Genomic DNA, 14,189 nt, shown 5'->3' with positions numbered 1-14,189 from the left:
CTACATACAGTATTGACCGAATATTTATTTTAAATTCAATTTATTTAAAGTAAACATCCCAACAGATAAAATGGTTGCGCCTGCTACAGAACCTAGCCAGTCTCTCCAGCCTAATGTATTTAAAGATGCATCTGTTAAATCCGTAATTAAGAAGATAGCAAACATTAATACACCAAATGCTAAGCATCCCCAAAATGTTTGCAAATATTTAATCATCTTCTTTCGGAACTTGCTCATATAAATCACCCTTATTAATAATTTATATTTTTATAAATAAATTATCGCATGTGCGAAAATTAAAAGTGCGAAATATGCAATATTACATATTGGAACTCAACAAAATACTCCATTGATAAATACATAGATTGAACGGAGGGGGAACCGTATCGTATGAATCAAATATCATTTTTTGAAGTCATCGATGTAAAGGAGATGCGCTGACTTGTGGTGAAGGAGCTGAAAAACTACAAAGTATTGTGCGTCTGGATGAAGAATCGAGAAAAATAGGATCAAGCGGAGGGCATCGTTCTTTTAAGTGAAATTGCAATTCAAGAATTAGGTGAGTTTTGCGATAGATTCGGTAATGAATTAGTTATTCACGCTGTTAATAAAGCAATTGATGAAAATGTACCAAAGTGGAGATATATTCGCAGTATTTTAAGTAGTTGGGAAAAGGAAAAAGTAAAAACATTAAATGATGTCGCTGCTTTAGATACTCGATTTGAAATGAGTAAGAAAAATAACAAACGTACTGGTAAAGGTTATTCCAAACGAACGGAAGTTGTACCGGATTGGTTACGCAAACAAGAAGAACAAGAGCCAATACAGCAGCCACAGCAAACTCAAAGCGATGATCTTGAAGATAATAAGAAACGTTTGGATGAGATTCTAAATAAATATAAAAATACTAAAGGAGAGTAAGGTATGAAAAACACAGGCGTTGCAAGAAAAGTGGACGAGCTAGGTGTGTAGTAATTCCAGTAGAGTTACGCAGAACTTTAGGGATTGTCGAAGGAACGACAATAGATTTTCATGTCGAGGGTGAAAACATTGTTCTAAGAAAATATGAAAACTCATGCTTTGTGACGGGTGAAGTTTCTGAAACCAACATAGAGTTGCTAGGTGGCCGAATGTTTTTAAGCAAGGAAGGGGCAATTGAATTACTGGATCTTATTCAGAAGAGTGGGATGGCACATGCCTAAGCAACTAAATATTTTCGATGTAGAGCCAGCAATTTGTGAATTCGATGTAATGAAAGCCAATATTAAGAAAGGAACTGGGCGCAATACATACGCTGATGTACGAGTCCAAGTCCCAAAGAATGCAAAGAGTACGGATGAGTTACCACGCACAACTAAGCAAGATGATCGTTATGACATCTTTGAACAATATGTAATGGCAATTTGGAGATTTCAACGGGCTGTAGATAAGTTTTTTAATTGGGATACAGCTGAAGAATTGTGTAAGGAAGCAAGGGATAAAAAAGAAATAATTCCGATAAGGGTTTATTTAGGAAGTGGCTTTAAACCTGATGTTGTTGAGTACATGAGGTAGTAAAAGGGAGATGGACATATGAAAAAAGTAGAAATTGATGTTAGTAATAACAAGCTTTTAATAGTAAAGGATGGAAATGTTACAGCATTCAATCCACCGGAGAGTGGTTTTGGTGAGCAAGTTGCTGTTTGGATAAACGGTAAAGTTGATCGTGTAGATACTAAGTTTACTGAAAAGATAAAATAATCATTTTAAGAAAGTAGGTTCGCTTATGAGTGTAGCGAGAAATCATGAAGCGATGAAGGAATCACGGTTGAAGGTATACATCGCTTTAGAAGAAGCTAACTTCATTTGGGATGAAAGAGATGTAATTCGTTTTCGTGAAATGTGGAGTCAAGGCATGAGTTTACCAAAGATGGCAAAAGCGTTAAGGAGACATCAAGCTGAGGTTGCTATCCTTGTAATAGATCAGGCTGATAAGTATTTAATTAAAAATCGTCCGATAGGATTAGGGATTTGCTAAATAGGAAGGGGAAAGCAAAATGAATTTAACTAAAATATTCAGAATGCAAAAGGTGTTAGATACAAGAATCATTGAGGAGCATGGATTAGAAGGGCAAAATTTATTTTACAATATGATTCTTGCATTACAGGTTGAAATTGGAGAACTTGCAAATGAAACAAGATGCTTTAAGCATTGGAACAATAAAGGATCTAGTGAAAAAGAAGTTATTTTAATGGAGTATGTAGATGGATTTCATTTTATATCTTCATTAGGGAATGGCATCGGATTTAATCCTAATGAATATAGCCTGAAGTTATTAGAACATAATGCAAACGTCTATACCGCAAGTACGCTAGTAAATCAATTTAACAATGTATATGAAGCTTGTATCGGAATTTCGTGCAACTCAAGACATTGAGCTTTATGAGGAATTATTGTACTCGTTCTTAGGTTTAGGTAAGAAATTAGGAATCACATTTGAAGAGATTGAGCAAGGTTATTACAAAAAGAATGAAGTGAACCACCAGCGCCAAGATAACGGATATTAAGACCAAATTTGAATTTTATAAAAATAAATATTGAGGATAATCCTTATAAATAAAGGCTCCACTCTCAAAAGGGTGAGAGTGGAGCCTGTGGATGATATTACTGAGTTCTTGGGATGGTGAACATCAGCACATAAATAATAGTATGAGTATTCAGAAAAATCATTGAGTAAATGTTTCCGATTTTTCAAATTATAGTTAATTGATTTTCATTAAACAAATGCGTTATTTGAATAGAAAATGGCAGGTAATTGACTAAGTTACCTGCCGTGTGCCTAAAAAGTCCGGAGGGGTAAAGCTCCATTTTTAAAGAGTGTAGTCATGGGAAGTTGACTTGAGGATAGTTTGTGTAATGTAAAAAAGATTATTCGTATAGGAGAATGAAAAAAGAGCACATATCAAATATGTACTCTTGAAAAAAGGAGGCTCCTATAAGCGATGAAACATAATACTACAACATATGATTGCCTCATTTAAAGGTGCAAGGAATGTACAAAATAGTTATTGTGTTGAACAAAAAAACATGCACAAAAATTGTGCATGTATAGTAAAAGCTATGTCTTGTCTATGTAAATATATGCTTAGTTTATATAAATCGTGTGTATGTTTGAACGAAATGGTTATTTGCAAATATAAAGAGCGCTTTTTAAGGCGCTCCATGACCAAAACTAAAATTGAAAAAGAATACCACATGATATTTTATGTATGTTCTTAATACATGTGCAGATCTTTCTTTTGCACAACAAAGCAGCTAGTTAATAAAACTAACTGCTTGTTGTACAAAAGAAACGCTCCGCTTACAGAAATAGTTTGTAACTTTAAGTTACAAAAATAGTATGAACAGGGTTGAAAATGTTATGCAGAGATGAAAAAAATAAAATAAAAAAGAGCACCATGCATAAGTGCTCTTTAAGATAGGAGGTAACACTTTGAGCTGAACGGTTAGGTTAAAAGTATATGTTATAGAAAAGGAATAAGACCTAAAACTTATTTTTAACTAAATGCAAAAGAGAGCAGCTAGCATAGCTAGCATAGGCTAACTGCTATAAGAACATTACATTCAAGAATTTAAGGAGTATAAATATTTCGTGAGTTTTGTATAGTATGGACAAAAATATCAAGTTTATGTAATGAAAATTAAAATAGAGCAGTCATTTGCATTAACTGCTCCATTTAATTAAAAAAACTTTTTACATAACAATTTAATCCTTTGTAGAAAACTACGAGGGGTTAAATTGTTCAAAGAGTATTCCATTTGAGGTCTAATTAATTTAAGTTCTTAAATGAAATTTTGAGGAAAACATTCACGAACACCAGAATTTCTTAATGAATTAAATAATGCTGCACTGATTCTTAATAGGACGTTGTTATCAGTTCCATCTTCTAAATCGTATATTACAAAGTATGAATTGTCGACTGTGAAAATACATTTTCGTTCTAATTTAAATCCAGGTGGTACAGTTGGAAGTGTATCAACTGGTTCAATTACAGGTGTATCTCCTTCATCTCTGATAAAATTGAAAGTTTGCTGATCAATTTCGTAGATATTAACTGGATCAATTTCTACACCTTTATCTGGAATTGTAATTTCATCTTCAACTAATAAGAAAAAGCGTTCGTTTCGAAAATTGAAAAGAGATCTTGCTCCAATTTCAAATGATGCCATTTTATATTAACCTCCTTAGCAACTTTTTTATAGGTTTAAAGTCACTTTTATACAATATGTTAGATTAATAGATTTGGTTACGGCATGTACTACGTAAATTACTAAATTAGGGGTCTTGCCCTATGCCTATCAAGCTAAGGTTATGAAGTATTCCAAAAACGATAACAGAGCTTCGTTGTTACAAGAAAGTTAAAATTTTCGTTCTGGGAATCTATTAGATTTTAATTTGATGGTGATGGGGTAGTGCATGTTTTTTGGGAAAAGCGTATTAAAAAATAAATAAAAGCGTTATTTTATAGTGATATAAAAAGAGTACATATCGAATATGTACTCTTGAAAAAAGGAAGTGTAAATAAGTGATGAAACATTATACTACAACATATGCTTGTCTCATTTAAAAGTGCAAGGAATATAACAAAATAGTTATTTTAATAAAAAACGGGGAAATGAGGGGAGTGAAAAGAAAAGAACCCTTTATATAAAGAGTTCTTCTGGCAATTTAATCTATTAATTGCACTCGTGGTAATATTCATTACATGAATCGTTATTATCGTTACAGCAGATACAAAATGTTTTTTGAATAAATAAACTAACTACACTAGCAGGACCTTCCTGCTTTGTAAAAGTAAGACTTTGAAAATCTTCAACTTGAAATATTTTTGTTTGAACGGGTTGTAATGTAGTAGTAATTGGTAGGCTAGATCTTCTTGTTAGAATAGTTACTTGAACGGGGGCACTCATGCCGACAACAAATAACTGAATTAATGTTTTATTGTGATTGTTGGTGAAATCTTCAAATACTGTTTGTGGAGTGGTATCTAGGAGGTCGATAGATATAGGTATATTTCCATTTAAATTTACTCCTGAACCACCAATTGTATGAGTCTCAACAAAACAGTTATTTTTTTGAGGGTCCGAATGCGCTTGGTTTTTATAATACTTTTTACCATCTTTATAAAAGTAATCAGCCATATGAATTTAAAGCTCCCTTCTTTTAGATGTCTATATAGTCTATTTAATAAAGCGAAGTAGTGCTTGTACAACATAATAAAATCCGCTCTCGTAATTATTTGAAAATTAAAGAGCGCCATTCAAGGCGCTCTCGGATAAACAATAATATTGAAAAAGAATACCACATTATATTTTATGCATGTTCTTAATAAATGTGCAGTTTTTTAACAAAATCCTTATTTGAAAACAAGAAGCCCTAGAGTTAGGGCTCTAGGGCTTCTTGTTTTGGTATTCTCACATGGTTTTTCAAAAAGAATAGAACATATTGAAGATAACATGTGAATGTTTCATAAATGTATCAAAAAAGTGAACAAAATTGCTATTGCAGAAGAAGCAGAAATGAAGTTTCTAATACGTAAGTACGTGAAATGTATTATTTCCAGTGGATAAAATGCGCATGGGACACTTAATCATTATTTTATCGGGGGAAAAGAATATGTTATGAACTTGGTTGAATGAAAAAATGAAAATTTTACTTTTAGAGTGAAACTAAACAAAAACGCTATTCAGTAGAGCTTTAATTCCATGGGAAAAGAGCACTTCGTAAAAGTGCTCTTCTGACCCAAATCCATTTTGTAAAAGAGAGGAATACGTAATATCATATGAATTTATTTTTAAATGTGTTTAAAATCGTATAAAAACTTCATTTTATACAATAAAACAGCTAGCGTGATTAGCTAGCTGTTCTGGTAAAAAAAGAAAACGGTGCTTATTAAATGTTAATTGTGTAATTGCAAATTACAACCATAGTATTCGCAGAAGCGAAAATGCTATGCAAGAAAGTTAAATAAAAATTTCATTTTGTGTAAAAAAACCCTAGTTCCCTAGGGTAATGATATAACAGCCAAATATATTTTATCCTTTTATATCGTAACGTAATATTACGTTGAAAACATCAGGTAAATGAAACCAATTACAGAAAATAAGAGCAGCTAGCAAAAGCTAACTGCTCTCCAGAAAAACGTTAAGAAGGAAGTTCAGAACTCAAGTGCATTTATAGTATGGACGGAATATTGAATTTTATTCAGGGGATAGAGCGAAATGGGTAATGCATGTACATGCCATATAGATAAAGATAAATGCTTTTGGTGCAGAGTTCGGATTGGGACATTTGGAACTAACTCATCGCAAGGAGTGTTTATGTAACTTTCTAATGGTAAAGAATTTAGATTTCATACACATGATATGAATAGTGCTCATGAATTAGCTGATGCATTAAGTGATAATGTGGTCAAATTGGATATACCAAACGATAACAACTTAGACAAGCCTAATAGAATTAAAGAAATCATCAATTCTTAACAAAATAATCCTTTTGTTTATAGAAAAACAAGCTACCACGTTTCATTGATTGGGAATCTTTTCTAAGGTATTCTTAAGAGGATGGGAATAAAAAGAATATCTTCGAGAGGAAAGGGATTAATTTATGTTAGGAAATTGGTTTGATAAATTAAAAGAACCTAAATGTATACATAGATATAAACTTATTAAAAGTCATGACAATGAAAATTTTAAAGCTGGTAAGATGGGGATAGTTATTAGTTATTAGTTATTAGTTATTAGTTATTAGTTATTAGTTATTAGTTATTAGTTATTAGTTATTAGTTATTATAAATGTGAAAAGTGTGGGAAAGAGAAGGAAATCAGCAAATATACTAATGATGTTAATAATGACTATTGGGATATATAAAATAACATTCGAATATAGTCCGGCTAGAAAACTAGAGGACGCCAATTCATTAAAGCAGCAATGAAAGCTGTTTTAGGAATTGGTGTCCTTTTTATTTTGAAAAGGGAGATGGGGAAATGAGGGTGTTAAAGGATTAGTTACATGAATGGAAAAGTCAATCCAAGCAAGGAAAGAAGAAAAATAAGACAAAACCAAAAGAGAAATTAAGTACTCGTGAAATTGAGGATTTAATGGGGATGCATAGACCTTGTTATGAACGAAGACGTGGAGCAATAAGACAAAAGTAATCTAAAAATAAAAGGAGTGGTCTTACATGACTAAACAATTATCTTTTTTACCAAAAATTGACAGAAAAGCGACGCACGAAGAATTAGAAGGTGTTTTGGAAAGTGTACGTATACATAGACAATTTGGGATGATGCGTAAAGAAATGAAAGGCACTCCTTCTTATGAAATACGTGAGCACGGTCCTACACATGCTGTTGGTAAACCGTTAGAAGATGTTGCTATAGTAAATATTCAACAAAGCAAACGAGAAGAGTGGCTTGAAATAATGTCGGTACGTATTGATCAGTTTTTAAATCGATTAGGAAACGAACGTGCAGGAAGTATTCAGAGAGATATTATTTATAAACGTTATTTAGAAGATGAGGACGTGTGTGATTATATGGTTTATAACGAAATAGGGATGTCAGAGCGTACTTATCGACGTTGGAAATCTAAAGCTTTTTATAAACTTGCTTTTGCGCTCGGATTAGAAGTTTACGAGACAGAAGAAACGGGAGGTAATGAATAATGAATTTCGTTCAACCAATACGTGATCCAGAGCAAATACAGCAGCTTAAAGAGTATTTTAAGGAAAAGAGCTTACGTAATTACATTCTCTTCATTATGGGCATTAATACAGGTCTTAGAATCTCGGATATTTTGAAACTGAAGGTAGGAGATGTCAAGGGCAGTCATATATCTATGAGAGAAAAGAAAACAGGGAAACAGAAACGAATACAAATTACTGCAGCACTGAAAAGAGAACTGAAATGGTTTATTGAAGAAAGGGAAGACAATGAGTATTTATTGCAAAGCAGACAAGGTAAGAATCGTCCTATTGGTCGTAGCATGGCTAAGCGGAGCAGCGTCAGAGTTCGGGTTGGATGAAATAGGAACACATACGTTAAGAAAAACATACGGGTATCACATGTACATGCAAACAAAAAACATAGCATTACTCATGGAGATATTTAATCACTCGTCAGAGAAGGTCACGTTACGTTATATAGGTGTAAATCAAGATACAATGGATAAAGCAATGACTAGGTTTAAAATCTAAGCATTGCTTATTTCTTTTAAATCTAGGGGTATCGTAGTATTTTTGAAAAAACACGTTAAAAGTATGCAAGGTTTTATACAGTTTTTTGGCTAATCCAGTAACAAACAATAACCCTAAAATCGCGCTAGGATAGGAATGTATAAAAAATGCATAGATCCATAGAACAAAATAGAAGGTTCCTTTCTGTCGATAATGAGACGTTATGTTAATTAGGTTTGGATATTGTATACATCGTCTTTTCTTCAACTAAGAGTGCAGATTCATACAATAGGAATTATTTTTAAAATTATAAAATAAGAAAAAGTGAACCTATATTAATACTGATAGAGCTATGTTATAATCAAAATAAGGGTTTTACCCTTATTCCCTTTTTATAGGAGAGTGTTTAACATGATTATCAAGTTCATTCGTTTACGTTAATTTTAAACACAATTCGTTATGCCTAACTATTTTTTTAAAAAAATATGTGGGTTTATTTGATTGTGTCTTTTTTATTAACTAAATACGAATGAAATGAGGAGTTAATCATGACTGAAAAGATTATTAAAATTAATGAAATTGATATATGTACAGAGAGCTTTGGCGATTCAGCAGATCCAGCAGTCTTACTGATTATGGGAGCCATGTGTTCAATGGTTTATTGGGATGAGGAATTTTGTCAACAATTAGCTGATACCGGCCGATATGTTATTCGTTATGATAATAGAGATGTCGGACGGTCAACTACTTATAAACCGGGGAGTTCCCACTATACTGTGGTAGATATGGCTGATGATGCGATTGGAGTACTCGATGCATATCATATTGACGAAGCACATATTGTTGGAATGTCATTGGGTGGAATGATTGCTCAAATTGTAGCCTTAAGGAACCCTCAGAGAGTTCTAAGTATAACTTTGATTGCATCAGGTATTTTTGGTTCTGAAGACAACAACAGGAATTTACCTCCGATCGATGAGAAGATACTCGCTTACCATGCTAATGCGGCCAAACTAAATTGGTCAGATGAAGAATCTGTTGCAAATTACTTGGTTGCAGGATCAGCTTTACTCTGTGGTTCAAATCATAAATTCGATGAGAAGAGGGTTTATAAGCAGGTAGAAAAAGAAATAAAACGAGCAAATAACCTACTCAGTATGTTTAATCACTCCCTTCTTAAAGGTGATGATTCTTATGAAGGGAAGTTAAAAGGAATCAATATACCTACTTTGGTTATCCATGGTACAGAGGATATAGTGCTTCCATACGAGCACGGTCTTGCTCTTGTTGATGAAATTCCCCATGCTTTGTTACTAACCCTAGAAGGGTCGGGTCACGAGATTCACTGTGACGATTGGAATCATATAATCAACGCTATTTCGAATCATACTTCAGTCCTATAATCATTATAGGAGCCGTATAAAACAAAAAAGATTTGGAAAAAGGGTTACAATCGAATCTGTAACCCTTTTTTCTATTAAAAATCATTTTTGGAACTGTTACTCAGTTAAAAAATATTAATGCTCAGTGATTGATATTTCCTTCCTATAAGAGGAAAGTATGAAAGAATAGAATTTAATTGAATATGTTTTCTATTACCCGTTTCAAGCTTTTCCCCATACCTTTTACTGCCCATACTAGTTTAAGGAACACTTTAAAGATAGCATCCCATACGTGTTCATTAATAAAAAATTCGTATACTTTCTTTAACCACTCTTTCGGGGATTTACTCTTACGTTTAAACCTTTGCAAATGCGTTTCTTCACTAGTTTTCATAACTACCCCTTCTTTCTTAATCGAATATGCTTTCTATTAGAAGTTTTAACACCTCGCTATAATGATGAAAAGAACGAGGTTTATCATATCTGGCAATTTAATCACTCCTAATTTTAAATTAAATTCATTATATAACGATTTCTAAATTTTAAGTTAATTATCGGTGAGAATTAAGCAAAATTTAAACAAAAACACTTATATTAGGCTTTAGTTACAGGTTTTCCCCCTATAAAATCAACTATTTGCGCCACCAACTATGGGGTACGCAAATTACTTTGATATTATCTTTGAACGAACAAAATAACTCCTTTCGAAAAACAAATGAACTGATATTAATCAACTTCCAATAACGAGAATTATGTAAATAAGCTGTCCACATGGGCAGCTTATTTTATTTTTGTCTTAGCTTGTTTTTCAAAATATTAGTGGTATCTCAATACGGTTACTCATAATTTTCGTACTGTGTAACTCAAAAGAGAAAGTGAAATGAAATCAATGATACCAAGGGATTAAACAAAGGGTTCAGTTACACACAATATAAGATATGGGTAACTTGCACAGAGAGGGTGTCTACCTTGTTTTATTTTAATGATAGAATATTAAATATGGAAGGGAGTGTCATAAATGGAAGAGGAATATAGAAAAAGAGAACTTGAAATTAAAAAGAAAAGGGTGCTAGAAGAGTTGAAAAATAATAAGTTTGGGTTTAAGGAACTACAACAAAATATAACGAATCCTTTGCAAGATATACTTGCATTTAATCAATCTGTAGATAAACTGAACAAAACCATTCAGAGTACATATAAAACTAATTCTGAATTAATGCAACAAATTGCTCAGCGTAATCAGAATGCATTAAAACAGAGTACATATAAAACTAATTTTGAATTAATGCAACAAATTGCTCAGAATGCTCAGAATGCTCAGAATGCATTAAAACAGAGTATATATAAAACTAATTCTGAATTTGGATTATATTTTTGTTGCCAGTTCATAATAATTCTCCCTCATACAAACAGTTTAATTATATTATACAGTTATTAATGCGAATGTTAAGAAACCTTGATATGAATTAAGGTAAATTTAAACAAAATAGTTATTGTAATTAAAAAGCAGTTAACTTTCGCTTGCTGGGGGTTCTTTTTATGTAATTTAGATAAAGAAACTATCCATTAAAAATATAGCCCCTATCAAAATTAGAGAATCAACTAAAATCAAGAACTGTTTTTTCTGTGGCTTTCGAAATTCCTTTATTAATCTAAAAACTGCATTTATTCCGAAACAGATGTATAACAAAATCATTATTGTTTTTAACATTACTAATACTCCTAATATATTAATCATTTAATTATATAACGAAAAATATATCCATATAAGTTTTTAACAAAATACTTATTTTAGAGAAAGGGATTGTCTAAAATAAGTATTAAATAAAATAAATGAAGATATATATGCAGGCGAAGAAAATGCTAAAAATTATTAAACCAACAAAAGCGAACGTTTTAGCTATACCTTTCGGAGCAAAAATAGCTAAAACGATTGAGATAGGTATCAAAATTAAAAAAGGACCGGCAAAATATAGATTGAAAAATAAGAATCCAGTTAAAAACATTGAAATGAAACCAAAGTATTCTCTCATTGTGTTATCCCTTCTTAAAAAGTGAATTATGCAGATTATCCCATCGAGAAAATGAATCAAAATGATTATGTAATAAAATTTTTATTTGGGGTAAATGGAATTGTTATAAATGTATTTCAGCTAGCCCCAAACATAGCCCCGATGATAGTAGCAATAATAATGGAAAAGAAGGGGTAGAAAATACTTACAAGTATAAAAACTATAATAGCAAAATTCCTTCCTATACCTTTTGGAGCAAAAATAATTAAAACTAGTGATACAAATATTAAATAAATTAAATTACTATCACTATAAAGATTGAAAAATACGATAATAGTTAACAAAATTGAAATGAAACCAAAGTATTTTCTCATTACTTTAGCCTTTCTTGAAAAAATAAATAATACAGAGTATACCATAAATGAATAAGTTTGAAGTGGAATTTTAACAAAAGCGTTATTTTATTAGAAAAGTATGGTTGTATGAAATATCATGTATGAAAGAAGAGGTGTTAGCAAAAATACGCCTTAACGAAATCGGCTTTATTTTTCAGCAAAGTAATCTTCTTAAGTGACTCATGATGTAAAGGTAGCAGTGAAAACAGAAAGAGTTCTTTTTTTGGCAGACTGAGAAATTGTTAGTGAAATACGGATGGGAAAATAGGAACATGATTATTTGAAAGTACGGGAAGAGAAATTGCTAAAATGGCAAGATGTACTTGGATTTTAAAGAAAAAACTCCTATTGAATGTAGGAGTTTTTTCTTTGTTTGAAAGTTCAAAAAGATATATAATAATTTTCTGACTATTAATTCATGGAGGGGTATTAATGAAAACTGAAACGTTACACACACAAGAAGACATTTTAAAAATGCTTGATTCATTATTAAGACCTGCAGAACCATTTTGGAATGAGTTTTATGAGAATAGAGAAAAGGATGTTCCGTTTTTTGAAAATGTTCCAGATGAGAATCTAGTTTCGTATATACAAAAAGAGAGAGTTTCAAAAGGGAAGGTATTAGAACTTGGATGTGGTCCAGGTAGAAATGCCATTTATTTAGCGACTCAAGGATTTGATGTAACAGCAGTGGATTTATCTGTAGAAGGCATTAATTGGGCTAAAGAAAGGGCATTGGCAAAAGGGGTAGCAATTCATTTTATTTGTGATTCAATTTTTAATTTAGAGGTTCAAAACGAATTTGGTTTTGTATACGATTCGGGCTGTTTGCATCACATTCCACCGCATAGAAGAATAAATTATGTGGATTTAATTAAAAACTCATTAAAATCGGGTGGTTATTTCGGATTAACATGTTTTGCGGCAGGCGATTTAGATGAGCGAAATGGATCGGAAATAACAGATTGGGATGTATATAGAGGATGGAGTCTACAAGGTGGTCTTGCATACTCGGAAGAAAAGTTAAGAGAGATATTTAAAGAATTTGAGGTAATTGAGATTAGAAGGATGAAACAAATGAAACGACCGAAAGAAATGTTTGGAGAATCATTTCTTTGGACAGCATTATTTAAGAAGAAATAATAAAGTAGATAATTGACAAACTCATCGTTTTTATAGACAATACACTTATAGGAATATACGTTCGGTTTTTGGCCGACTTATGTTTTACATAAATATATAACAAGGGGCTGTCTCCATATGAGTAACACAAATCAAAAAATTACTACGTTTTTAATGTTTGAAGGCAAAGCTGAGGAAGCAATGAATTTTTATACGTCGCTATTTGATCAATCGGAAATTGTAAGTATTTCTCGCTACGATGAAAATGGACCTGGTAAAGAGGGAACTGTAATTCATGCAACTTTTACGTTAAATGGCCAAGAGTTTATGTGTATTGATAGTTATGTAAATCATAATTTTACATTCACTCCAGCTATGTCTCTTTATGTAACTTGTGAGACAGAAGAAGAAATTGAAACGGTCTTTCATAAACTAGCGCAGGATGGAGCGATTCTTATGCCTTTAGGTTCTTATCCGTTTAGTAAAAAGTTTGGCTGGTTAAATGATAAGTATGGTGTATCTTGGCAGTTAACTCTTGCTGAATAAAAAAGAAAAAGCGTAGCTTATTTGTTTGTAAAAGATGTTCATCTTGTATGGAATGAAGTTTCTAGGGTTTTAAAGAATAAAGGTATTCTTATTGCTGGATTTACAAATCCGTTACTATGGATCTTTGATGATAACCAAGAACAAAAAGGTATTCTGGATGTTAAACATTCAATTCCTTCATCAACATTGGATTATTTACCAGAGGATGAAGTTCAAGATTACATCGATTCAAATCAAACAATAGAATATGCGCATACTTTAGAAGACCAAATCCAAGGCCAAATTGAAGCTGGTTTTGCTATAACAGGTTTTTATGAGGATGATTTTGGTGGAACAAGGATATTAGATAAGCATATTAAAACATTTATTGCGACAAAAGCTATAAAGTTAAAGATGGATTAAGAATTTTTGCTTGTCATACGGGGCGTTAGTCGAAGAATGCTCTTAAAATAGAAAAGGATGGTGCTTTCCATCCTTTTCCTTATGTATTTTGAGTGTCGAAACTATTCTCAAAA

At 32.0% G+C, this 14,189-nt stretch carries 13 protein-coding genes and 6 pseudogenes; 15 read left to right on the top strand and 4 right to left on the bottom strand.

The annotated features are described in order from the left end of the window. Positions 1 to 24: 24 nt before the first annotated feature. Entirely contained in the window at positions 25 to 237 is a 213-nt protein-coding gene (locus GBN91_RS27080; protein ID WP_000033159.1) for a hypothetical protein, read from the bottom strand. Between the two features lie 294 nt (positions 238 to 531). Here GBN91_RS27080 and GBN91_RS27075 point away from each other — a divergent pair. From GBN91_RS27075 to GBN91_RS27050, 6 genes and pseudogenes are all read left to right on the top strand, one after another. Next, positions 532 to 921 (top strand): annotated as a pseudogene (locus tag GBN91_RS27075) (DnaD domain-containing protein); the annotation flags it as partial. Between the two features lie 3 nt (positions 922 to 924). Then, positions 925 to 1,202, top strand: a pseudogene (locus tag GBN91_RS27070) (AbrB/MazE/SpoVT family DNA-binding domain-containing protein). Beyond that, positions 1,195 to 1,554 (top strand): hypothetical protein, encoded by a 360-nt coding sequence (locus tag GBN91_RS27065; RefSeq protein ID WP_016122507.1) that lies wholly within the window; start codon positions 1,195 to 1,197, stop codon positions 1,552 to 1,554. Before GBN91_RS27070 ends, GBN91_RS27065 begins: the two are co-directional and overlap by 8 nt. Before the next feature lie 18 nt (positions 1,555 to 1,572). Further along, positions 1,573 to 1,740, top strand: a complete 168-nt coding sequence (locus tag GBN91_RS27060; protein ID WP_006923988.1) for a DUF3954 domain-containing protein — start codon at positions 1,573 to 1,575, stop codon at positions 1,738 to 1,740. Positions 1,741 to 1,765: 25 nt separating this feature from the next. Further along, a complete protein-coding gene (locus GBN91_RS27055) occupies positions 1,766 to 2,017 on the top strand; it encodes a hypothetical protein (protein WP_006923989.1) in 252 nt (83 codons plus the stop codon). Positions 2,018 to 2,036: 19 nt separating this feature from the next. After that, a pseudogene (locus tag GBN91_RS27050) lies at positions 2,037 to 2,547 on the top strand (dUTP diphosphatase). Positions 2,548 to 3,823: 1,276 nt separating this feature from the next. On the opposite strand, the gene GBN91_RS27045 reads toward GBN91_RS27050, so the two are convergent. Both GBN91_RS27045 and GBN91_RS27040 read right to left on the bottom strand, forming a co-directional pair. Further along, positions 3,824 to 4,210, bottom strand: a complete 387-nt coding sequence (locus GBN91_RS27045; protein ID WP_006923995.1) for a hypothetical protein — start codon at positions 4,208 to 4,210, stop codon at positions 3,824 to 3,826. A gap of 507 nt (positions 4,211 to 4,717) precedes the next feature. Then, on the bottom strand, positions 4,718 to 5,182 hold the full coding sequence (locus GBN91_RS27040; RefSeq protein ID WP_016122509.1) for a hypothetical protein: 465 nt from the start codon (positions 5,180 to 5,182) through the stop codon (positions 4,718 to 4,720). A gap of 2,042 nt (positions 5,183 to 7,224) precedes the next feature. Between GBN91_RS27040 and GBN91_RS27025 the strand changes: the two genes are divergently transcribed. The 3 genes and pseudogenes from GBN91_RS27025 (at position 7,225) to mle (ending at position 9,620) form a co-directional block, all read left to right on the top strand. Next, entirely contained in the window at positions 7,225 to 7,707 is a 483-nt protein-coding gene (locus GBN91_RS27025; protein ID WP_049107806.1) for an ArpU family phage packaging/lysis transcriptional regulator, read from the top strand. After that, positions 7,707 to 8,238 (top strand): annotated as a pseudogene (locus GBN91_RS27020) (site-specific integrase). The gene GBN91_RS27025 and the pseudogene GBN91_RS27020 overlap by 1 nt, the downstream one beginning before the upstream one ends. Before the next feature lie 527 nt (positions 8,239 to 8,765). Beyond that, positions 8,766 to 9,620 carry an alpha/beta fold macrolide esterase gene (mle, locus tag GBN91_RS27015; RefSeq protein WP_049107805.1) on the top strand — a complete coding sequence of 285 codons (855 nt, stop codon included), beginning with the start codon at positions 8,766 to 8,768 and terminating at the stop codon, positions 9,618 to 9,620. Positions 9,621 to 9,792: 172 nt separating this feature from the next. Here mle and GBN91_RS27010 read toward each other — a convergent pair whose 3' ends face one another. Beyond that, positions 9,793 to 9,993, bottom strand: a complete 201-nt coding sequence (locus GBN91_RS27010) for a hypothetical protein (protein WP_152122716.1) — start codon at positions 9,991 to 9,993, stop codon at positions 9,793 to 9,795. Between the two features lie 624 nt (positions 9,994 to 10,617). On the opposite strand from GBN91_RS27010, the gene GBN91_RS27005 reads away from it, so the two are divergent. From GBN91_RS27005 to GBN91_RS26980, 6 genes and pseudogenes are all read left to right on the top strand, one after another. Further along, the gene (locus GBN91_RS27005; protein ID WP_152122714.1) at positions 10,618 to 11,037 is read left to right on the top strand and encodes a hypothetical protein; all 420 of its coding nucleotides are present in this window, start codon (positions 10,618 to 10,620) and stop codon (positions 11,035 to 11,037) included. Between the two features lie 407 nt (positions 11,038 to 11,444). Further along, positions 11,445 to 11,657, top strand: coding sequence for a hypothetical protein (locus tag GBN91_RS27000; protein ID WP_006924012.1), 213 nt, complete (start codon positions 11,445 to 11,447; stop codon positions 11,655 to 11,657). A 524-nt stretch (positions 11,658 to 12,181) separates the two neighbouring features. Continuing rightward, positions 12,182 to 12,340: pseudogene (locus tag GBN91_RS29795) on the top strand (ABC transporter ATP-binding protein); the annotation flags it as partial. Between the two features lie 98 nt (positions 12,341 to 12,438). Then, a complete protein-coding gene (locus tag GBN91_RS26990) occupies positions 12,439 to 13,149 on the top strand; it encodes a class I SAM-dependent methyltransferase (protein WP_006924016.1) in 711 nt (236 codons plus the stop codon). A 117-nt stretch (positions 13,150 to 13,266) separates the two neighbouring features. Further along, the gene (locus tag GBN91_RS26985; protein WP_000072495.1) at positions 13,267 to 13,674 is read left to right on the top strand and encodes a VOC family protein; all 408 of its coding nucleotides are present in this window, start codon (positions 13,267 to 13,269) and stop codon (positions 13,672 to 13,674) included. A gap of 12 nt (positions 13,675 to 13,686) precedes the next feature. Further along, positions 13,687 to 14,076, top strand: a pseudogene (locus tag GBN91_RS26980) (SAM-dependent methyltransferase); the annotation flags it as partial. Positions 14,077 to 14,189: the final 113 nt, after the last annotated feature.

The sequence above is a fragment of the Bacillus sp. B1-WWTP-T-0.5-Post-4 genome, from assembly GCF_009183795.1.
GTDB classification, from domain to species: Bacteria; Bacillota; Bacilli; order Bacillales; family Bacillaceae_G; genus Bacillus_A; species Bacillus_A cereus.
This window is presented reverse-complemented; position numbering and strand designations above follow the sequence as displayed.